Here is a 20,915-nt window from a genome sequence, read left to right on the forward strand (position 1 = left end):
CGCGCCCAGCGTCAAGGTCAGGTTATGCCGCACCACCCAACAGCGCCGCATTGCCGCCCGCCGCCGTCGTGTCGACGCAGACATGACGTTCCGCCAAGACCCGCGTGCGATCCGGCAGGCCAGGGATCAAAGGCAGGATCGGTCCGTCGCGCCGCGCCAGATGCTGTTCGATCTGACGGGCAGTTTCCTCGTCTCCCCACCACAGAACGCCCGCAAAGCCGGTGAGGTTTTCCAGACGATGCAGGTCGAGCATGCCCGTCGCCTCTATCGCCGTCCCACCCAAAGCCAGAACCGCATCTGCCTGAGCGCGCGCGGCGGTCTCGCCGGGGCCGAGACACAACAGCGGAGGCCGCGCAAATTCAGACAACCGGTTCGATTCCCCTGTTGGTCCGGGCAGGGTTTGGGTGCGGACCGATGCGTACTGCCCTTTCGGCGCGGGCAGCTCTGCAGTCGTCTGCCACGTCTCAGAGGTGCTCTGACTATCCGGCGCGCAGAACCGGGCCATGTAGTTCGGCCCACCCGCTTTGGGGCCAGTGCCTGAAAGCCCCTCGCCTCCGAAAGGCTGAGATCCCACGATGGCGCCGATCTGGTTGCGGTTCACATAGACATTGCCCGCGTGGATCGCCTCGGTCACATGCTGAACCCGGTCGTCGATGCGAGTGTGCAGGCCGAAGGTCAGCCCGTAGCCAGTGGCATTGATGTCGGCGATTACCGCGTCGATCTCTTGCCCTTTGAAGCGAGCGACATGCAGAACCGGGCCGAATATTTCACGTTCCAAATCGGCGATGCCGCCGATTTCGATCAGGGTGGGGGCAATGAATGTACCCTCGGGCGGCGTGTTGAGTTCTTTCAGAACGCGCCCTTCTGCACGGGCTTTCGCGACGTGATCTGCGATCCCCTGACGCGCGGTCTCATCAATGACCGGCCCGCAATCGGTTGAGATCAGCCATGGATCACCGACCCGCAGCGCGTCCATCGCGCCTTTGAGCATGGTCAGCACATCCTCGGCAATATCCTCTTGCAGATAGAGGCAGCGCAGGGCCGAGCAGCGCTGACCGGCTGATTGAAAAGCGCTTTCGATGATGGATTGCACTGCCTGTTCCGGCAGCGCCGTGCTGTCCACGATCATCGCGTTCAAACCACCTGTCTCAGCGATCAGCGGTGTGCCGGGTCGCATGTTCTGTGCCATGGCCGAGCGGATTTTCAACGCCGTCGCCGTTGATCCGGTGAATGCCACGCCCGAAACGCGCGCATCCGAGGTTAGGGCCGCTCCGACCTCCGGTCCGCCGGGCAGCAGTTGCAATGCATCGCAAGGAACTCCGGCTTCATGCAAAAGTTGCACCGCCCGATGCGCGATCAGAGGCGTCTGCGGCGCGGGTTTCGCGAGGACGGCGTTGCCGGTTGCCAGAGCCGCCGAAATCTGTCCGGTGAAAATCGCCAGGGGGAAGTTCCACGGGCTGATACAGGTGAAGACCCCAGCCGGTTTGGCATCGGGGATGTTCGCCGCGTAGTAGCGCAGGAAATCCACCGCTTCGCGCAGCTCGGCAACGGCATCGGGCAGGGATTTCCCCGCCTCGCGTGCCAGAAGGGCGAAGAGTTCTCCGAAATGGGCCTCATACAGGTCGGCGGCTGCGTTCAGAGCTTTGGCGCGTTGCTCTGCCGGGGCTTGCCATGGGCTAGCCGAGGCCAGGGCAAGCTCCACATCCGCAGTACTGGTCGGTGCAACTGTGCCGGGCTTGTCCAGTGGTTTGGCCGGGTTAATCACCGGCTCTTCAGCCATGGGTTTCGCGTCCTCGGACAAGAGCGGCCCCGCACGCCACTCGGTTTCTCGAAACTGATCCCGCGCTTCGTCGATCTGGTCGAGCGTTGGCGTATGGTGCAGATCAAAGCCCTTGGAGTTGGGACGCTCGGGCAAAAACAGCTCTGGCCCGGTGGGCAGAGGCGAGGGCGGTGTCCCAACTGCGGTGAACGGATCAGTGGCGACCTCTTCGGGTGGCACGGCCTCATCCACAATCTGGTTCACGAAGGATGAGTTCGCACCGTTCTCCAACAGACGCCGGACCAGATAGGCCAGTAAATCGCGATGCGCCCCGACCGGCGCGTAGATACGGCAGCGGGTTTTGTGTTTGTCCAATACCAGCCCGTGCAGCGTTTCGCCCATCCCATGCAGGCGCTGGAACTCGAACGGCTGCCCCTCGGCCATATGCAGGATCGCGCTGACAGTATGAGCGTTATGCGTGGCAAATTGCGGATAGATCCGGTCAGTCATGCCCAGCAGCTTGCGGGCATTGGCGATATACGAGACATCGGTCGCGGCCTTTTGAGTAAAGACCGGAAAGCCATCGACCCCTTCGACCTGCGCGCGCTTGATCTCTGTATCCCAATAGGCGCCTTTGACCAGCCGCACCATCAGCTTGCGATCATGACGCTGGGCCATGTCGTAAAGCGTATCCAGAACCAAACCGGCACGCGGGCCGTAAGCCTGAACCACGATGCCGAACCCATCCCAACCGGCCAAGGCGGGCTCGGCCATAACCTCCTCAATGACTTGCAGGGAAAGGGACAGCCGGTCGGCTTCCTCGGCATCCACGTTCAGGCCCATGCCAGCGGCCTTGGCCAGCAGGGCCAGCGCGCGCAGGCGGGGGACAAGCTCATCCATGACCCGCGCCTCTTGCGCCAGTTCATACCGCGGATGCAGGGCGGACAGCTTGACCGAGATGCCGGGATTGGCGCGGATATCGTCATGGGTACACGCCTCGGCAATGGCGGCGATGGCGCGCGAATAGGACAGGTGATAGCGGGCGGCGTCGGCCTCGGTCCGCGCCGCTTCGCCCAGCATGTCGTAGGAGTAGGTGTAGCCCTTGGTCTCCATCCCGCTGGCGCGATCCATGGCTGATTGAATGGTCTCGCCCAGAACGAACTGACGCCCCATCTCCTTCATCGCGCGTCCAACGGCGGTGCGGATGACCGGCTCACCCAGCCGCTTGATCGCCCCGCGGATGGCGCTGACGGGCGAGGCTTTGCCTTCATCCAACACCTTGCCGGTCAGCATCAAGGCCCAGGTCGAGGCGTTGACCAGCGAGGATGAGGACTGCCCCAAGTGTTTGCCCCAGTCCGAGGGCGCGATCTTGTCTTCGATCAGCGCATCAATCGTATCTGCATCGGGTACCCGCAGCAGCGCCTCGGCCAGACACATCAGCGCCACGCCTTCGTCGGTGGACAGGCCGTATTCGGCCAGAAACACCTCCATCATGCCGGGCGAGGTGCTGGACCGGATATCGCGGACCAACTGAGCGGCCGCGTTGCAGATGGCGCGACGGTCCGCCTGGGACAGGGCGGCCTGTTCGGTCAACGCCTGCAAAACGGTGGATTGATCCGCATAGGTGTGGGTGTCGATGGATGTGCGCAGGCTGTGAGACATGGTTCCTCCGGGCGTTTTTGTCAATATACGTGTATTTTTCCGGGACAATGGACCGAGTTTTAACATACACACGTCAAATGAACTGATTTCTAACGGTGTTGCGATGCAAATGGACTTTCCGAACCTCGACCGCTTTGATCGCACGATTCTGCAGGCTCTAGCCGAAGATGGGCGCATCTCAGTCGCGGATCTGGCGCGGCGGATCGGGTTGTCGAAATCTCCAACCCAGGCGCGGTTGAAGCGGCTTGAGGCAGATGGGGTGATTACAGGATACCGAGCAATGTTGGATCCGATCCGGTTGGGGCTAGATCACGTGGCCTTTGTCGAGGTGCGAATGACCGACACACGGGAAAAAGCGCTGGCCGAGTTCAACGCCGCCGTCCGCAAGATCGCGGAAATCGAGCAAGCCCATATGATCGCGTCGAATTTCGACTATCTGCTGAAAGTGCGCACCGGGTCGATGTCGGAATACCGCGCGGTACTCGCCGAGAAAATCTCGTCCCTTCCACATGTCGCCAATACCTCGACCTTCGTTGCGATGGAGGCCGTAAAGGAAACCGGTTTGCTGGGCGGCCTCGACCGCGAAACTTGACCAAAGCGGATTGCGCGTCACACTTGGTCTATGACCCGCACGTTCATAGGCCCTGTCATTGCCCTTTGGCTCACAACTCCCGCTTTGGCGCAATCCTGCCCGTCGGCGCCGGACCATTCGGAAGGAATGGGCGCGCTGATTGCACAAATCCAACAAGCCGAGTCGCAGTCTGAGGCGCGCGGGATTTCCAACCAGATGTGGGAGTTTTGGACCGACGCCCCCGATCTGCGCGCTCAGACGCTGTTGGATCGTGGCATGGCGCGGCGCGAGGCATCGGATCTTCTGGGCGCTTTGCAAGAGCTAGATGAACTGGTGGTCTACTGCCCGGAATATGCCGAAGGGTACAACCAACGTGCCTTCGTCAATTTCCTGCGGCAAGACTTCCCTTCAGCTTTGGTTGATCTGGATCGGGCGCTGGAGCTATCCCCAAATCACATCGCGGCCATGAGCGGCCGTGCTCTGACGTTGCTGGGCCTGCGACGGGTAGACGAGGCCCGTTCTGCCCTGACTGCGGCCCTTGAGCTGAACCCGTGGCTGTCCGAGCGGGCCTTGCTGGAACCGGGCGGCGCGCTGGAGCCGCCGGGCGAGGATATCTGACAGACGCGCCGCCCCTAGGAAATGCACCCCCGGCGTTATTTCGGTTCTTGACGCCCCCAGATGCTTGGATTACTCAACCCAAACGCTGAGCGGGTATAGCTTAATGGTAAAGCCCCTGCCTTCCAAGCAGGCTATGTCGGTTCGATTCCGTCTACCCGCTCCAACTCAGCCCTACATCTCTGCGTCAAATGGCCCGGTCCTCAGGGCATTTTGCGCGCGGCCTTGACCCTGCGGGCCAGTACCGCCAAGAAACAGCAACTCAGCATCGAAGACACAGTGAAGACACAAGGGCCGCACATGGCGAGACAGATAGCCAGCACGACCACCGCATCCGCGCCGGGCGCCAGCGAAGAAAGAGCAGGCTCGAAAAAGCTGGGCGTCTTGGCATCGCTTTGGCCGTTCATGAAGCCGTATCGCCTGTTGATGCTAGGAGCGACACTGGCGCTGGTCCTGACGGCTGGTATGACGCTGACCTTGCCCTTGGCCGTGCGTCGCGTGGTGGACAACTTCCGCATTCAGGACGGAGAGCTGCTGGACTGGTATTTCCTGGCCGCGCTGGGTATCGCCGGTATTCTCGCCGTGGGCACCGGCATCCGCTACGCGCTTGTCACCCGTCTGGGGGAACGCGTGGTCGCCGATATTCGAAAGGCCGTCTTTGACCGCGTCATCGGTATGAGCCCCGAGTTCTACGAACGCATCATGACCGGAGAGGTCCTGAGCCGGATCACCACCGACACGACGCTGATTCAATCGGTGATCGGGTCATCTGTCTCGATTGCCCTGCGCAACCTGCTGATGTTTGTCGGAGGGTTGGTGTTGATGCTGTTAACCTCGGCCAAGCTGACAGCGCTGGTTCTGCTGCTGATCCCCGTTGTTGTGGTGCCAATTCTGGTGCTGGGCCGCAGGCTCCGAGCCATCAGCCGCGAGAATCAGGACTGGATCGCGGCCTCTTCAGGCAACGCGGGAGAAGCGCTGGGGGCGGTACAGACCGTGCAGGCCTTCACCCACGAACGCGCAAGCCGCCAGCAATTCGGCGACATGACTGAGACCTCGTATGTCGTTTCGCTACGCCGCATCCAGACGCGGGCCGTTCTGACGGTCATCGTAATCTTTCTGGTCTTCTCAGGCATCGTTGGAGTGCTGTGGATGGGGGCCAACGACGTGCGCAACGGGGTGATGACCGAAGGGGTTCTGATCCAATTCGTCATCTACTCGGTCATCATGGCAGGCTCTGTCGCTGCCTTGTCCGAGATCTGGAGCGAACTTCAGCGTGCCGCAGGGGCCACTGAACGGTTGGTTGAGCTGTTGAATGCCGAAGACACGGTGATCGACCCGTCCCAAGCAAAACCGTTGCCGCAACCGGTGCGCGGAGAGATCAAGTTCGAAGAGGTCACCTTCCGCTATCCTGCGCGGCCCGATGTGGTGGCGCTGGACAAGCTCAGCCTGCAGGTTAGTCCCGGCGAGACGGTTGCCTTCGTTGGCCCCTCGGGCGCGGGAAAAACAACGGTGGTTCAGTTGCTTCAGCGGTTCTACGACCCGAACTCGGGGCGCGTGATGCTGGATGGGATGGATCTGCAAAACCTGAACCGGGCAGATTTCCGCCAGCATATGGCGCTGGTCCCGCAGGATCCGGTGATTTTTGCCGCCTCGGCCCGTGACAATATCCGCTTTGGTCGTCTGGATGCCTCGGGCGCCGAGGTCGAAGCCGCCGCGCGCGCCGCTGCCGCGCATGACTTCATCGCGGCACTGCCTGAAGGCTATGACAGTTTCGTTGGCGAACGGGGAGTGATGCTGTCCGGTGGGCAGAAACAGCGGATCGCCATTGCCCGCGCCATTCTACGTGATGCGCCTGTTCTGTTGCTGGACGAGGCGACCTCGGCGCTGGATGCGGAAAGCGAGCGGGCCGTGCAGGGCGCGGTGGATCAGATGCGCGCCGGACGCACGACCCTGATAGTGGCGCACCGGCTGGCAACCGTGAAGAAGGCAGACCGCATCGTGGTGCTGGAGGCCGGCCGCATCGTCGCCCAAGGCACGCATGACGATCTGGTGGCGCAAGGGGGTCTTTACGCCCGTTTGGCCCGTCTTCAGTTCACTGACGGCGTCGCTGCAGAATAAAGTGACGCTCCGGCAATCGCCGTTTCGCCGTAGCGTCATTCTACATTTTCAACTTTTCCCTCGCTAAGCCCTTGCTTGCGCCGCCAAGGTTGTGATCCCATCTGAGGTAAGATCACTCCGCGTGTGGCGCGCGGGAGAATAAAACACGGGGAGGAGCCACATGGCCTTTGTTGGCAAGGAAGACAAAGCGCGTATTGAACAGGAAATGGCATGGGAGGACCGCGACCTGCCGGTGACGTTCCACCAGCTGCTATCGCGCACGGCAGAGAAATTTCCAAACCACAACGCGGTCAGTTTTCAGCTGTTTTCAGGTCCGAATGACAAGGCCGAGACGCTGACATGGTCCAACCTTCTAGGGCGGGTCAATCAGGCGGCCAACCTATTTCGCTCGCTCGGGATCGGCGAAAACGACGTGGTGGCTTATGTCTTGCCCAATTGTAACGAGACGCTAGTGACCCTGATGGGCGGAGCCGTCGCTGGCATCGTGAACCCGATCAACCCGCTGCTCGAGCCGGAGCAGATCGCCGCCATTCTGCGCGAGACAAGTGCCAAGGTTGTCGTCACGCTCAAGTCCTTCCCGAAAACGGATGTGGCGCAGAAGGTGGAAGAGGCCGTGCGCCATGCGCCCAAGGTCAACACCATTCTCGAGATTGACCTGAACCGCTACCTGACACCGCCGAAATCCTGGATCGTCCCGTTCCTGCGGCCAAAAATGGGCGACAAGGCAAAGCTCGCGCATGCGGACTATAAGAACTTTAATCAGGAATTGGCCAAACAGCCCACGACCCTGACCTTCGCAGACAGCACCGACGACCGGGTGGCCTGTTACTTCCACACGGGCGGCACGACCGGCATGCCGAAGGTGGCGCAGCACAAATATTCGGGCCTGATCTACAATGGCTGGCTGGGCAATACGTTGTTGTTCGACGAAAACGACGTCATCATGTGCCCGCTGCCGATGTTCCACGTCTTTGCCGTGCATGTGATCTGGATGGCGGCCGTGTCCTCGGGCGCGCATGTAATTTTCCCGACACCTCAGGGATATCGTGGCGATGGCGTGTTCGACAATTTCTGGAAGCTGATCGAACGTTGGAAGGTCAGTTTCATCATCACCGTGCCCACCGCGATCTCGGCCAAGATGCAACGACCCGTGGATGCTGATATTTCCTCGGTGAAAACGGCGTTCTCCGGCTCGGCCCCGCTGCCGGTCGAACTTTTCCGGCGGTTCGAAGAGGCAACAGGTGTGACCATCGTCGAAGGCTACGGCCTGACCGAGGCCACTTGCCTTGTCTCGTGCAACCCGGTGGATGGTGAGAAAAAGATCGGCTCGATCGGGATTCCCTTCCCCTACACCGATGTCAAAATCCTGCAGGATAGCCCGGACGGTCCAAAGGAATGCGCGGTGGATGAGATCGGCGAAATCTGCGTTTCAAACCCCGGTGTCTTTGCAGGCAATACCTACACCGAAACGGAAAAGAACGAGAACCTGTACCACTACGACAAGTATCTGCGCACAGGCGATCTGGGGCGCTTTGACGAGGACGGGTACCTTTGGATCACTGGCCGTGCCAAGGACCTGATCATTCGTGGCGGCCACAATATTGACCCTGCCGAGATCGAAGAGGCCCTGCTGGGGCATGAGGCGGTGGCTTTTGCCGGTGCCATTGGTCAGCCCGACGCCCATTCCGGTGAGGTGCCTTGCGCATTCGTAGAACTGGTGGAGGGAGCTTCGGTGACCGAAGAGGCGTTGATGGAGTTCTGTAAGGTCCATGTTCATGAACGCGCGGCTCAGCCCAAGCACATGACAATTCTGACCGAATTGCCCAAGACTGCCGTTGGTAAGGTGTTCAAACCTGATCTGCGCAAACACGCGATCACCCGGATCTACAATGGCGCGCTTGAGCAAGCTGGCGTTGATGCCCGTGTCGTCTCGGTCATCGACGACAAGAAGCGTGGCCTTGTCGCGCAGCTTGACGCGAACGGCACATCCGAGGACGATGTCAGCAAAGTGCTGGGCGCGTACACCCGGCCGTGGGAGTGGGCAGCCTAACCGGGAGGGAACATGGATTATGAACGTCTGATTGATGAGGAAACTTGGGCGTTCATAAAACGCACGGCGGAAAGCTATCCTGACGATGCGGTGGATCTGTCAATCGAAGACCAGCGCAAGGTTTATGACGCGATGTGTCAGGACTTTCGCCAGCCGCGACCCGAAGGGGTGGCTGTGCAGGACATGTCTGCCAATGGCGTTCCGGTCCGCCTTTATACCGCAGGGCAACCGACACGAACCGCCGTCTACTTCCATGGCGGCGGTTTCGTCGTTGGGGGGCTGGATAGCCACGATGATGTCTGCGCCGAGATTTGCGCACAGACCGGATACCGAGTTGTCGCCGTAGACTACCGCCTGTGCCCCGAGCATGTGCATCCGGCGCAATTTCAGGACTGTTGGACTGCTACAAACTGGGCGGCGGAAGAGTTTGGCGACCCGATGATTCTGGCGGGTGACAGTGCAGGAGGCAATCTGGCCGCATCTGTCGCTCACCACGCGCGGGGTCGGCTAGAGAACATCTTGGGGCAGGTCCTGATCTACCCCGGGCTGGGCGGTGATACGTCCAAAGGCTCGTATATCGAACACGCGCATGCGCCGTTGCTAACGCTTCAGGATATCAAGTTCTACGAAACAGTTAGATGCGGGGGGCCAGCCCCGAGCGGCGATCCAACTTTTGCACCGCTTCAGGACACCAACTTCTCGAGCTTGCCACCGACCGTTGTCATCACCGCCGATTGCGACCCTCTCAGGGATGATGGATCAGATTATTGCGCTACGATCCAATCCGCCGGAGGACGGGCAGAATGGATCAACGAACCCGGCCTGGTCCATGGATATCTTCGCGCTCGAACCTCGGTCAAGCGCGCTGCCGATAGTTTTGAACGGATTTCCATCGCCATTGAGGCGCTGGGGCAGGGGATCTGGTCCTACGACTAACCCATCGCGGGTCTAGTTGAGAGCAGAAATACCCTTCCAAGTTTAGGACATTCCTGCCTTCGACTGAGGCAGCAAAGCATCCAGATCAGCTCAAGAACGGCTTGGCCTTCATCGTGTCTGCCAGCGGAGCGCCCATTCGGGTCAGGATGGTAGGGGCAAGCTGTAGCTGGTCGATCACGGTATCAGCCTCTGGGCCTTCCGCGTCGCCAAAGTAGTAGAGCGCGGTTTCCTGCTGTAACGGGCTCCGCCCGCCGTGGTGGCCGCGTTCGTCCTGCCCGTGATCGGCGGTGACGATGACCTCATAGCCCAGCTTGCGCCAGTTCGGGATGAAGGGGGCCAGCATCTCATCCATCACGAAGCAGGCGTGGTCCATTTCCTCGCAATCATGGAAGAAGCGATGGCCCATGCTGTCCAAGGTGCAGGTGTGCAGGATGCCATAGTCCAACCCATGGCGTAGGCACAGGTTCGTCAGAGTGGCAAACAGATCGACATCGCAGGGCGTCATCTGGTTGGCCTTGCCATAGCCGGTCATGCTGTGGAACCGGCCATGGTTGATGGTTTGGCTCTCCGGCTCGTCGTATTCCACGTCGCGCACATAGTCGAACGGATGGCGGTTGAAGAATTGCGACCAATAACTGTGCGTCACGGCTCCGGTCACGCCTCCGGCCTCGCGGACCTGGCTGAACACGTCCTTGTGGCTTAGGCGGAAGACATTGCCGTTGCCGGTGCAGCCATGTTCCTGCGGGGTTACGCCCGTGTGGATCGAGGCATAGCAACTGGCCGATGTCGATGGCAGGACCGAGCGGAGTTTCCACACGCGGGCCTCACCGCTGTCGACCCAACCTTCGAGGTTGCCGAACAACCGGCGGAAGTTGCGCCACGGGACGCCGTCCAGAATGATGAGGAGGAGTTTGCGGTCCATGATCCGACCCTTTTCGAGAGTGTTTCAGGCGACCCTAGAAGATTCGTTGCGCTTGGGCTGCCTATTCCCGCCCCGAATAGCAAAATCCCGACACCTGTTTGTAACACGTGCCGGGATTTCATAGCGTTGGTTGGGGCAAGGGTCAGTTCCCTGCCGCCTCCATCTTGCGGTTTGCAACCACTTTTTCCAGCCAGCCAAGCTCCATCTCGGGAACCGAGCTGAGCAGCAAGTCGGTGTAGTCGTCGAACGGTGGGCTAAGCACTTGAGACTTCGAGCCATAGCGCGCGACGCGACCCTGATACATAACCGCGATGCTGTCGCTGATCGCGCGGACCGTCGCCAGATCATGAGTGATGAACAGGTAGGCTACATCCTCGATCTTCTGCAGGTCCAGCAGCAGCTTCAGGATGCCGTCAGCTACGAGCGGATCAAGGGCCGAGGTGACCTCATCACAGATGATCATCTTGGGCTTGGCCGCCAGCGACCGCGCGATACAGACACGCTGTTTCTGCCCACCGGAGAGTTCCGCCGGGTAGCGATCGATGAACTTCTCACCCAGTTCGATCTCATCTAGCAGCTCGACAACGCGCTTGCGTTTCTCGGCCCCACGCATGTTGAAGTAGAACTCCAACGGGCGGCCGATGATCGTGCCGACGGTCTGACGCGGGTTCATCGCCGTGTCCGCCATCTGATAGATCATCTGCAGCTCACGCAAGTCTTCGCGCGTGCGCCCCTTCAGATCCGAGCTCAGCTTGCGCCCGTTGAAGGTGATCTCACCCTCACGTGCAGGCAGCAGGCCGGTGATCACACGCGCCAACGTGGACTTACCCGACCCGGATTCGCCCACGACCGCCAAAGTCTGCCCCGGATGAAGCTCAACATTGACGTTGTGCAGAACATCGAAGTTCAGACCCTTGTAGCGTGCGGTAATTCCGTCGACCTGAAGAACCGGCTCAGAGGTCGGCTTTTTCTCTTCATGTTCGATAGACCGGACCGAGACCAGGGCCTTGGTGTAGTCTTCCTGAGGGTTGTTGATGATCTGATCGGTATTGCCGTACTCGACAGTGTCGCCCATCCGCAGAACCATGATGTCGTCGCTAACCTGCGCCACAACCGCAAGGTCGTGGGTGATATACAGCGCAGCGACGCCGGTATCTGCAATGGCTTCCTTGATCGCCATCAGAACGTCGATTTGGGTGGTCACATCCAAGGCCGTGGTGGGTTCGTCGAACACCACCAGATCAGGCTCAGGGCACAAGGCCAGCGCGGTCATGCAGCGTTGCAGCTGACCACCGGAAACCTGGTGCGGGTAGCGACTGCCGATATTGTCCGGATCGGGCAGGCCCAGCTTGGCGAAGAGTTCACGCGCACGGGCCTCGGCCTGTTTGCGGGTGAATTTCTTCTGCTCGACCGCCGCTTCGACGACCTGATCCATGATCTTTTTGGCAGGGTTGAACGACGCGGCGGCGGATTGGGACACATAGGTGACCTCACCTCCACGCAGCTTGCGGATATCCCCATGAGATGTCTTGAGGATATCGCGCCCGTTTACCCAAACCTCGCCACCGGTAATCTTTACGCCACCCCGGCCATAGGCCATCGAGGCCAGACCGATGGTGGATTTACCGGCACCAGATTCACCGATCAGCCCCAGTACCTTGCCGCGTTCGAGGTCAAAGCTGACCCCGTGCACGATTTCGATGTCATGGGGCTTTTCGCCCGGCGGATAGACGGTCGCGCCGATCTTGAGGTCGCGGACCTTGAGAAGGATATCGTCGCTCATCCCCGGCCTCCTTTCAGCGATGTGGTGCGGTTCAGAACCCAGTCAGCCACAAGGTTGACTGAGATGGCCAGCGTCGCGATGGCGACGGCGGGCCACAGGGCAGCACCGATGCCATAGACGATACCGTCCTTGTTTTCCTTCACAATGCCGCCCCAGTCCGCCAGCGGCGGCTGCACGCCCAGGCCCAGGAAGGATAGGGTCGAGATGAACAGAACCATGAAGATGAACCGCAGACCAAACTCGGCCACCAACGGTGACAGAGCATTGGGCAGGATTTCCCGGAAGATAACCCACGCGCGCCCTTCACCGCGCAGTTTCGCGGCTTCGACGTAGTCCATCACATTGATGTCCACCGCGACCGAGCGCGACAGTCGATAGGGGCGGGTTGCGTCCAGCAGGCCCATCACAAGGATCAGTATCGGAACGGTCACCGGAACGATGGCCAGAATAACCAGCGCAAGGATCAGGGTCGGGATCGACATGATCAGGTCAACAGTCCGGCTGAGTGCCTGATCCGCCCATCCGCCCAGAACAGCGGCCAGCAAACCCAGAGACGTACCGGTCAGAAAGCTGAGCAACGTGGCTGCGGCGGCGATGAAGATCGTCGTGCGCCCGCCATAGATCATGCGGGTCAGTAGGTCCCGCCCAATATTGTCTGTACCCAGCAGATGTTCGGCGCTGGCTGGCTCCCACACATCACCAACAACTTCTGCCATTCCATAGGGCGCAATCAGGGGGGCCGCGATGGCCACAAAGAAATATGCGCCAGTGAACAAGAGGCCAATCAGTGCCGAAAGAGGAATGTTCTTTATCATTTCGGATGCCTCAGTCTTGGGTTGGCAAGGATCGACACGATATCGGCAACCATGTTCAGGCCGATATAGACGGCCGCGAATACAACGCCACAGGCCAAAACGACGGGCACGTCGCGTTTGGTCACCGCATCCACCAGATACTGCCCCATGCCGGGATAGACGAATACAACCTCGACCACGACGACGCCGACGACCAGATAGGCCAGGTTCAGCATCACAACGTTTACGATCGGGGAAATCGCGTTGGGGAAGGCATGGCGTGCAATGACCTGAAAAGTGCTGAGGCCCTTAAGTTCGGCGGTTTCGATATAGGCCGATTGCATGAGGTTCAGAATTGCTGCGCGGGTCATGCGCATCATTTGCGCCAGAACCACCAGCGTCAGAACGAAGGCCGGCAGGGCAATTGCATTCAGCTTCTGCCCGAAGGTCATGGAATCGTTGATCATCGCCAGGGATGAAAACCAGCCCAGTTTAACCGAGATAAAGTAGATCACCACGTAGCCGATCAGAAACTCGGGGATTGAGACTGTCGTCAGCGTGATCGCCGAGATCAACTTGTCGGGCCAGCGATTGCGGAACCGGACGGCCAGAAGGCCCAAGAAGATCGCAAGCGGAACAGAAACGATCGCAGCGACGCAAGCAAGGAATAGTGTATTACCGAGGCGTTTGCCGATACTCTCGGAGATATCGAGTTTATTGGTGAGGGATTGCCCCAGATCGCCTTGCGCGATGCCACCCAACCATTCGAAATAGCGGGTTAGGGCAGGGCGGTTCAGGCCCATCTCTTCTCGTAGGTTTGCAAGGGCCTCAGGGGTTGCGGACTGCCCCAGGACGGCTTGCGCGGCGTCTCCGGGAAGGGCTTCGGTCAGGCCAAAAATCAGAGCCGAAGCGCCGAGCAGCAATAGGAGTCCCAGCGCAAGGCGCTGGGAAACCAGTTTGATGATAGGATGCATTATCCGTTGCCCGAGTTACACGAACCACATCTTGCGCGAGATGTTGCCGTTCATCATCTCTTGCGTAGGATCAGATTCCCAACCGTCCAGCTGGTTGCTGATGCCTTCAACAAAGTCGTTGAACATCGGGCAAATCAGGCCGCCTTCGTCGCGGACCATTTGACCCATCTGGCTGTAGATACCCTTGCGTTTCTCGGCGTCCAGTTCGGCGCGCGCTGCGAACAGCAAGTCGTCGAAGGCCTGAACCTTGAAGCGCGTGTCGTTCCAGTCTGCGCTCGACAGATACGCGGTCGAGTACATCTGGTCCTGGACCGGACGACCACCCCAGTACGAGGCACAGAACGGCTGAACGTTCCACACTTCCGACCAGTAGCCATCATTGGGTTCACGCTTGATTTCCAGCGGGATACCTGCCTGAGCTGCGGTTTGCTGGAACAGCGCCGCCGCATCCACAGCACCGGGGAAGGCGCCATCTGCAACGCGCAGAATGATCGGCGATCCATCGTGACCGGATTTCTTGTAGTGCTCGGCTGCTTTTTCAACGCTGAACTCACGCTGTTCGATAGTCTCGTCGAACAAGGGGTAGGCCGCGTTGATCGGCATGTCATTCCCGATTGAGCCATAGCCACGCAGAACTTTGTCCACCAGATCCGCGCGGTTGATCGCGTATTTCAGCGCGGTGCGCAGTTCGTTGTTGTCGAACGGAGCCGTGTCACAATGCATGATGAACACGTAGTGGCCACGACCGGCAGTCGAATGAACAGTCAGGTTAGGTGCGCGACCCAGCAAGTCGGCAACTTTGGGCTCGACGCGGTTCACGGCGTGAACCTGACCCGATTGCAGCGCGGCTGTCCGGGCGGTTGCGTCGTTGATAACAACCACTTCGACGCTGTCGAAGTTGCCGAAATCGCTGTTCCAGTGGTTTTCGTTCTTGGTGAACAGGTGACGGACGCCGGGCTCATCAACTTCCAGCTTGTAGGGACCTGTACCGATACCGGCTGCCGGGTTCTCCATACCGCCATCCGGCTGAATGATCAGGTGATAGTCGGCCATCAGATAGGGAAGGTCGGCGTTGGGCTCGGACAGGGTGACCTGGAAATTGTCGCCATCGGCCTTCATCGACTCGATGCCCTTCATGATGCCCAATGCACCGGACTTGGAGTCTTCGTTCGAATGGCGCTGCATGGTTTTCAGCACGTCTTCGCTGGTCATGGTCTTGCCGTTGTGGAACTCGACCCCTTGACGCAGCTTGAAGGTCCAGACCTTCGCGTCTGCACTGCCTTCGACGCTTTCGGCTAGGCGTGGCTCGATCGTGCCGTCGGGTGCAACTTCGACAAGTTGGTCGCCAAACTGTTTGCCGTTCTGGAACGGGACCGAGCTTGCATAGGTCGCCGGGTCCAGCGAGTTGGTCGATTCGCCGCCCTGCAGGCCGAATTTCAGATCGCCACCCTTTTTCGGGCCGGCTGCACGGGCCGCGTCGGCAAAAATCGTGCTGGCCATGGCTGCCGAAACGCCAAGAGCGGCGGCTTTGCCCATGAACTCGCGACGGGTCAGTTTGCCTGCCGTCACCTGTTTGGACATGTGAGTGAGTTGTTCGTTCATTCAGAAGCTCCCAGTTGGTTGTGTTCGCCCGTTTTCGGGCTTTTTATTGACGCGTGAGTCAACGTTGACGCATTTCAGCGGGTCGGGCAAGTGGAATTCCGTGTCGCAAATGTGCCTTGCCTGACAATACCGTGTTTATCAAAGCCGTCATAGCGCCGTGTCTTTGCGTCCTCCGCTATGCCGAAAATGATCTATTGGTTGCTTTGGTCGGTATCGGGAGAATACGTCATTCTAATCCCGAATTGCGACAATCAGGTCCATGACATTGGTTCCTGTCGGCCCGGTCACCAGCAAAGCGCCCGCGTTTTCCAGGAAGGCCCCACTATTGGCGGCGGCCAGCGCTTCATCCGCGCCTTTGGCCCAAGTGGCGCCAGAAACGACCCCGCCCGCTGCGTTGGTTGGGCCATCTGTTCCGTCGGTTCCTCCGACCACGACCGTGATATCTTCAAGGCCGGAAATCTCGTGCGCCAGTGCCAGTGCCAGTGCCTGATTGCGCCCACCCTGTCCGGGGTTTGGGGGCAGAACAACAGTCGGTTCGCCGCCGAAAACCATGACGCCTGATCCCATCTGCCTTAGCTTCTCACCGATTGCGGTGGCGACGGCCTGATAATCGTCATGCAAGGCCTCTTCATTGGCCAGCACCGACAGACCCGCATCCTCGGCCGCTTCGGCAGCCGCCGCACGAGCATGGGCGTTCGAGGCAATGATCTGCGCTTCGGCCTCGTAGGAGACCTGTTCAGGCAGCGCACCGATGCCCGAGCCGATAACGTTCAGGTCATCCCCCGGCACGTCCGAGATCGCTAGAACCGTGACCTGTCGGCCTTTGAGCCGGGACAGCAATCCTCCGCCTTTGACCTGCGAAATCTTGCGTCGTTCCACATTCATCGCCCCGATATCAAGTCCCTCGGACAGCAGCTTTTTGTTCAACGCCTCCAGATCCTCAAGCGTTTTGCCACCTATCAAGTCTTCGGCCAGCGAGGACGCGCCGCCCGACACCAACAGCAGCAAATGCGCCTCGGGCGGCATTGCCTCGACCGCGAGGCGCAGTGCCCTGCCGCCTGCAAGGCTGCGGCTGTCCGGGACTGGATGTGAGGCCTCGATCACCTCGACGCCCTCCGGCAGGTCGCGCCCATGATCGTCCTTGGTGACCACCAGCGTTGGGATGTCTCCGAAATGATCCAATGCCGCTCGGGCCATCGCCGCCGCAGGTTTGCCCACGGCCAATATTCGATCCGGTTTTGCAACATCGGATAGTGCTTTTCGGGTCGCCGTGTATCCGTCTACCGCCGCGACTCCGGCTTGCCAGAGTGCGATTGCCTGTTCAGCGCGGGTCATCAATTCTCCATCCAGATTGTCACTGGCCCATCATTGACCAGCTCAACGGCCATGTCGGCCCCAAATTGCCCTGTCTCAACCGCGATTCCGCACGCGGCGAGGTTCTTGGCAAAACTTTCATAAAGGTGTTTTCCGATATCCGGCGCAGCGGCCTGCGAAAATCCGGGCCGGTTACCGCTGGCGGTATCCGCAGCAAGGGTGAACTGGCTGACAACCAGAGCCGAGCCGCCAATGTCCACAACAGATCGGTTCATTTTACCGGCCTCATCCTTGAAGATCCGCAGCTTGGAGATTTTGGTCGCCAGTTTCGAGGCGTTCTCTTCGCTGTCGCCCTGCATCGCGCATACGAGAATCATCAGTCCCGGTCCCGATTGACCGACAACAGTTCCATCCACCGAGACTGACGCCCTAGAGATCCGTTGTAAGATTGCGCGCATCGCTCTCCCAAAATCGCATGCGTTCAGCAGTCGGTTTAGCCGCCGGAGGCCCACTTGTCATCCAGCGTCTTGCCAGTATTCGGGAAAACGTCTGCCTGTGTGATTTTGGTGGGCTCACCCCTGCGACGTCGCCATCACGTACCCCACGCCCGCCGCCACCAGCAGGCTGAGGACCACCGCAATGGTTATCTTGATCGCAGACCACGGTCGTTCCCCCTGCACCCGGCCAGTGCGCCCGTTGACCACAAACCGATAGGTTTGCCCGCGATACTTATAGGCAGCCATCCAGATGGGCAGCAGGATATGCTTGAACGTCACATCGCGTACATCCGTGTCCACCGCGTGAATACGTTGCCGGTCGCCGCCGATGTCAAAGCGCACGTCACGTTCGATCACCCGCGCCATATGCGCACGCGCCTCGGAGTACCCATCGGGCAACTCGACCGAATAAGCCTCGGCCCGGAACCCCGCCAGGTATTGCGGCTGGTAGGGTTCAAGTGCGGGCAGATCCCAGGGCTCCAACGCGTCTGTATATTTCTTGGGCAGAGAGCGTGACGCCAACACCAGAACGTCATCAAAAAACCGAGCGACACGACCGGATTTCGGGCTCCAGCGCACTTTGGCCACCTGTTGTTGCACCCGCTTCCCGTCGCGCATGACGGTGCGCGTTTCGTAGTAGACGGTGCCGCGTTCGCCGCGATAACTGGATTTGGTGTCCGCGTCGAAGGTCCAGTAGGGCACATATATGCCCTGCATTTTTCGCCCCTTGCGAGCATAGTCCTTCAGCCCGTTCGGCGCGAACCAAAGCCGACCCAGCCAATCCTCCATCGCCTTATGGGCGGACCGTTCATCCAGCGCAAAAGGCAGGACGCCTTTGGGTTTGATATGCCTGTTGACGCCTGTATCCGTCACCACAGGAGTGGCACAGAACGGACATTCCGCTGCGTGGGTATTCGGGTCGAACTCGACCTGAGCGGCACAGTTCGGACAGGACAGAACCCGCGTTTCCTCAATCTCGCTGTCGGGCAGACGGTCCGCGATGGCGGCGTCAAAATCCAGCTCGCGCAGGCTTGCGCCGCCCCATGGGCCTGAGCCAATGGGTTCGGAGTGGCCGCAATGGTCACAGGTCAACGTGCCATCGCCGGGATTGAACCGGTAGTCCGCGCCACATTGGTCGCAGGGAAAGCGGTGTTCTTCAGTCATCCGTCCGCCTGCTACCGCTTACGCACCCGGCGGAGGTGGAGGCAGGATCGTGAACAGCTGCGCCAACTCCTGCACCTCGCCTGCTTTCTTCCAGCCATCCTGACCAGCGGTCCAGACATGGGTGTCTCGCGTCAGCTCTCCGTCCGACGCCATACGCCCCATCTTGGCCTTCGAGAACGGCCCGCTGGTCTGCCCATCCACCGCGATATGCCAAACATGCTCAACAGGCGGAGGGGGCGGCGGGGCCGCATGGGCGGATGGTTGATGGGCAGCGGGAGCGGGCGATCCCCACGGGCCGCTCGGTTGGCCCGCTGCCATGTTCGCCATCTGATTGGCCATCGCCATGCCCATTCCCATGCCAAGACCCGCGCCCATGCCGCCGCCCTGACCGGGGTTGTTGGCCGCAGCGGTCATCGCCTCGGCTGCCGAATACTGGGTGAACTTGCCCAGATCGCCCGCCAGCCCCATCGAGGTGCGCTTGTCCAACGCGGCCTCTACCGCAGGCGGAAGCGAGATGTTTTCGATGTAGAACTCAGGCATCTCCAGCCCATAGCCATCCAACACGGGCGAAACCTCGGCCGCGATCAGTTTGCCCAGATCGGCGGTGTTTGCAGCCATGTCCAGAACCGGAATGCCGGATCCAGCGATCACGCGGCTGAACTCTTGCACGATGATGTTACGAACCTGAAAGCTGATCTCATCCATGGTGAATTCACCATCGGTTCCGACGATCTCAACCAGGAATTTCGCCGGGTCTTTCACACGCACCGTATAGGTGCCATAGGCCCGAATGCGGGTTGGTCCGAATTCCGGATCACGCAGCATGATCGGGTTCTTTGTACCCCATTTCAGATCATTGAACCGCGTCGTGTTGACGAAATAAATCTCTGACTTGAACGGAGACTGAAAGCCGTGATCCCAGTGCTGCAAAGTCGTCAGGATCGGCATGTTGTTGGTCTCAAGCATATAGAGACCTGGTGTGAATACATCCGCCAACTGCCCTTCATGCACAAACACCGCTGCCTGGCCTTCGCGAACTGTAAGCTTGGCACCATACTTGATCTCGTGCCCTTCGCGTTCGAACCGCCAGACCATGGTGTCTCGGGTGTCATCGACCCAGTGAATGACGTCGATAAATTCGCCGGTCAGAAAATCGAAAATTCCCATTTGGGTTCTCCTGTCCTTGGGGTCAGAGCGGCTGCCCCATCAATTCGCGCGCAATGATCCGTACCACGGGGCGGGCCTGATCGACCGTCACTCCGGGCGAAAGACGCGGGTCATAGAGCATTGTCAGTAGTTTCTCATCATGACTTGTCAGCAAAGCAAACTCGTCATCATCGTTGAAGATCGAAGGCCGCGCGGCGGGGCTGTCATTGGACAGGCCCAGCCCTTGCGCAATCTCTTCGTGAATACAGCTGCGCCGCACCAGATCGGGCAGTTCCGACCGGATCAGCGTCACTGCGCGCACGTATTTGTTCGGATCGTTGCGGGTGGCCGAAGCAAACACAAAACAGTCGAAACTCGCGCGCGGGTTGGCGACAAGATCCAGTGAGGCCTGACTGATATTGGGTACCAGTTCCTTGAGGCGTGTAACAACATAAGCGCTGTCATCCTTGCCGGCGAAAAACACGTGGAAATTGGCTTTGCGACTGACGGTCGAGATCGGATGGCCGGTCAGTTTGGCCAGCCTTGCGGCATAGGACTGGACCTGATCCGCGTCACTGGTGCGGGTCGCAGGCAGGACCGAGGGTCCAAACTCGGTCTGAATACGAACGGGCCCCGACCAGCGGCTGAGTTGCCCATCCGTTTGCCGCGACCCGAGCGAGACAGTGTGATCAGGATATTCGCTATAGAAGGCGATGGCCACAAAGTTCCGGCTCAGGTCGTCGGCGTCATAAGGGGTGTCTGGCCCGCCACCATCGGTGCGCAGCAGGCCGCGGGTAAGCAGGTCCCGCTCGATGCGTTGATAGAACCGCGCGAGGTCCTGACTGGCGGCCGATGGTGGCACATAGGCGTTCGCCGCAGTCGGCGGAGCCGAAGGCCGCACCTGCGGAACGACCGAAGAGGTCAGCGCCTCTTCGCACCCCGCAAGCGCTAGAAGCCCCAGAGCACCAAGGCCCGTTTTGAGACAGGTCAAAGGCCGCACGCCCAGCC

16 protein-coding genes and 1 tRNA gene are annotated in these 20,915 nt (G+C 59.9%); 6 read left to right on the plus strand and 11 right to left on the minus strand.

The window, feature by feature from the left end:
• Positions 1–22: 22 nt before the first annotated feature.
• Positions 23–3,421, minus strand: a complete 3,399-nt coding sequence (gene putA / locus ACXAH8_RS04975; protein ID WP_475216555.1) for a bifunctional proline dehydrogenase/L-glutamate gamma-semialdehyde dehydrogenase PutA — start codon at positions 3,419–3,421, stop codon at positions 23–25.
• A 103-nt stretch (positions 3,422–3,524) separates the two neighbouring features.
• Between putA and ACXAH8_RS04980 the strand changes: the two genes are divergently transcribed.
• From ACXAH8_RS04980 to ACXAH8_RS05005, 6 genes are all read left to right on the plus strand, one after another.
• Positions 3,525–4,013, plus strand: a complete 489-nt coding sequence (locus tag ACXAH8_RS04980) for an Lrp/AsnC family transcriptional regulator (RefSeq protein ID WP_475216557.1) — start codon at positions 3,525–3,527, stop codon at positions 4,011–4,013.
• Positions 4,014–4,043: 30 nt separating this feature from the next.
• Positions 4,044–4,610 (plus strand): tetratricopeptide repeat protein, encoded by a 567-nt coding sequence (locus ACXAH8_RS04985; protein ID WP_475216559.1) that lies wholly within the window; start codon positions 4,044–4,046, stop codon positions 4,608–4,610.
• A gap of 89 nt (positions 4,611–4,699) precedes the next feature.
• Positions 4,700–4,773, plus strand: a tRNA-Gly gene (locus tag ACXAH8_RS04990).
• A gap of 134 nt (positions 4,774–4,907) precedes the next feature.
• Positions 4,908–6,725: an ABC transporter transmembrane domain-containing protein gene (locus ACXAH8_RS04995; RefSeq protein ID WP_475216561.1), complete on the plus strand. Its 1,818-nt coding sequence runs from the start codon at positions 4,908–4,910 to the stop codon at positions 6,723–6,725.
• A 160-nt stretch (positions 6,726–6,885) separates the two neighbouring features.
• The gene (locus tag ACXAH8_RS05000; protein WP_475216562.1) at positions 6,886–8,775 is read left to right on the plus strand and encodes an acyl-CoA synthetase; all 1,890 of its coding nucleotides are present in this window, start codon (positions 6,886–6,888) and stop codon (positions 8,773–8,775) included.
• Positions 8,776–8,787: 12 nt separating this feature from the next.
• A complete protein-coding gene (locus ACXAH8_RS05005) occupies positions 8,788–9,711 on the plus strand; it encodes an alpha/beta hydrolase (RefSeq protein ID WP_475216564.1) in 924 nt (307 codons plus the stop codon).
• Between the two features lie 85 nt (positions 9,712–9,796).
• On the opposite strand, the gene ACXAH8_RS05010 is transcribed toward ACXAH8_RS05005, so the two are convergent.
• From ACXAH8_RS05010 to ACXAH8_RS05055, 10 genes are all read right to left on the minus strand, one after another.
• Positions 9,797–10,633, minus strand: coding sequence for an alkaline phosphatase family protein (locus ACXAH8_RS05010; protein ID WP_170643096.1), 837 nt, complete (start codon positions 10,631–10,633; stop codon positions 9,797–9,799).
• Between the two features lie 142 nt (positions 10,634–10,775).
• The gene (locus ACXAH8_RS05015) at positions 10,776–12,416 is read right to left on the minus strand and encodes an ABC transporter ATP-binding protein (protein ID WP_475216566.1); all 1,641 of its coding nucleotides are present in this window, start codon (positions 12,414–12,416) and stop codon (positions 10,776–10,778) included.
• On the minus strand, positions 12,413–13,228 hold the full coding sequence (locus ACXAH8_RS05020) for an ABC transporter permease (RefSeq protein WP_170375341.1): 816 nt from the start codon (positions 13,226–13,228) through the stop codon (positions 12,413–12,415). The genes ACXAH8_RS05015 and ACXAH8_RS05020 overlap by 4 nt, the downstream gene beginning before the upstream one ends.
• Positions 13,228–14,184 carry an ABC transporter permease gene (locus ACXAH8_RS05025; RefSeq protein WP_170374804.1) on the minus strand — a complete coding sequence of 319 codons (957 nt, stop codon included), beginning with the start codon at positions 14,182–14,184 and terminating at the stop codon, positions 13,228–13,230. The genes ACXAH8_RS05020 and ACXAH8_RS05025 overlap by 1 nt, the downstream gene beginning before the upstream one ends.
• A 15-nt stretch (positions 14,185–14,199) precedes the next feature.
• Positions 14,200–15,786 (minus strand): ABC transporter substrate-binding protein, encoded by a 1,587-nt coding sequence (locus tag ACXAH8_RS05030; protein ID WP_475216568.1) that lies wholly within the window; start codon positions 15,784–15,786, stop codon positions 14,200–14,202.
• Positions 15,787–16,017: 231 nt separating this feature from the next.
• Entirely contained in the window at positions 16,018–17,121 is a 1,104-nt protein-coding gene (locus tag ACXAH8_RS05035) for a DUF4147 domain-containing protein (protein ID WP_475216570.1), read from the minus strand.
• Positions 17,121–17,558, minus strand: a complete 438-nt coding sequence (gene dtd, locus ACXAH8_RS05040) for a D-aminoacyl-tRNA deacylase (protein WP_475216572.1) — start codon at positions 17,556–17,558, stop codon at positions 17,121–17,123. Before dtd ends, ACXAH8_RS05035 begins: the two co-directional genes overlap by 1 nt.
• Positions 17,559–17,672: 114 nt before the next feature.
• Complete coding sequence (locus ACXAH8_RS05045) at positions 17,673–18,761, minus strand: TFIIB-type zinc finger domain-containing protein (RefSeq protein ID WP_475216574.1); 1,089 nt, start codon at positions 18,759–18,761, stop codon at positions 17,673–17,675.
• 18 nt (positions 18,762–18,779) lie between these two features.
• A complete protein-coding gene (locus tag ACXAH8_RS05050; RefSeq protein ID WP_475216576.1) occupies positions 18,780–19,928 on the minus strand; it encodes an SPFH domain-containing protein in 1,149 nt (382 codons plus the stop codon).
• A gap of 22 nt (positions 19,929–19,950) precedes the next feature.
• Positions 19,951–20,907 carry a DUF2927 domain-containing protein gene (locus tag ACXAH8_RS05055; protein ID WP_475216579.1) on the minus strand — a complete coding sequence of 319 codons (957 nt, stop codon included), beginning with the start codon at positions 20,905–20,907 and terminating at the stop codon, positions 19,951–19,953.
• Positions 20,908–20,915 lie beyond the last annotated feature (8 nt).

It is taken from the genome of Ruegeria sp. ABV3_008 (assembly GCF_056161185.1).

Coding starts and splice junctions, on each gene's coding strand:
- putA (WP_475216555.1), bottom strand. CDS start 3,421: ATGTCTCACAGCCTGCGCACATCCATCGACACCCACACCTATGCGGAT.
- ACXAH8_RS04980 (WP_475216557.1), top strand. CDS start 3,525: ATGCAAATGGACTTTCCGAACCTCGACCGCTTTGATCGCACGATTCTG.
- ACXAH8_RS04985 (WP_475216559.1), top strand. CDS start 4,044: ATGACCCGCACGTTCATAGGCCCTGTCATTGCCCTTTGGCTCACAACT.
- ACXAH8_RS04995 (WP_475216561.1), top strand. CDS start 4,908: ATGGCGAGACAGATAGCCAGCACGACCACCGCATCCGCGCCGGGCGCC.
- ACXAH8_RS05000 (WP_475216562.1), top strand. CDS start 6,886: ATGGCCTTTGTTGGCAAGGAAGACAAAGCGCGTATTGAACAGGAAATG.
- ACXAH8_RS05005 (WP_475216564.1), top strand. CDS start 8,788: ATGGATTATGAACGTCTGATTGATGAGGAAACTTGGGCGTTCATAAAA.
- ACXAH8_RS05010 (WP_170643096.1), bottom strand. CDS start 10,633: ATGGACCGCAAACTCCTCCTCATCATTCTGGACGGCGTCCCGTGGCGC.
- ACXAH8_RS05015 (WP_475216566.1), bottom strand. CDS start 12,416: ATGAGCGACGATATCCTTCTCAAGGTCCGCGACCTCAAGATCGGCGCG.
- ACXAH8_RS05025 (WP_170374804.1), bottom strand. CDS start 14,184: ATGCATCCTATCATCAAACTGGTTTCCCAGCGCCTTGCGCTGGGACTC.
- ACXAH8_RS05030 (WP_475216568.1), bottom strand. CDS start 15,786: ATGAACGAACAACTCACTCACATGTCCAAACAGGTGACGGCAGGCAAA.
- ACXAH8_RS05035 (WP_475216570.1), bottom strand. CDS start 17,121: ATGACCCGCGCTGAACAGGCAATCGCACTCTGGCAAGCCGGAGTCGCG.
- dtd (WP_475216572.1), bottom strand. CDS start 17,558: ATGCGCGCAATCTTACAACGGATCTCTAGGGCGTCAGTCTCGGTGGAT.
- ACXAH8_RS05045 (WP_475216574.1), bottom strand. CDS start 18,761: ATGACTGAAGAACACCGCTTTCCCTGCGACCAATGTGGCGCGGACTAC.
- ACXAH8_RS05050 (WP_475216576.1), bottom strand. CDS start 19,928: ATGGGAATTTTCGATTTTCTGACCGGCGAATTTATCGACGTCATTCAC.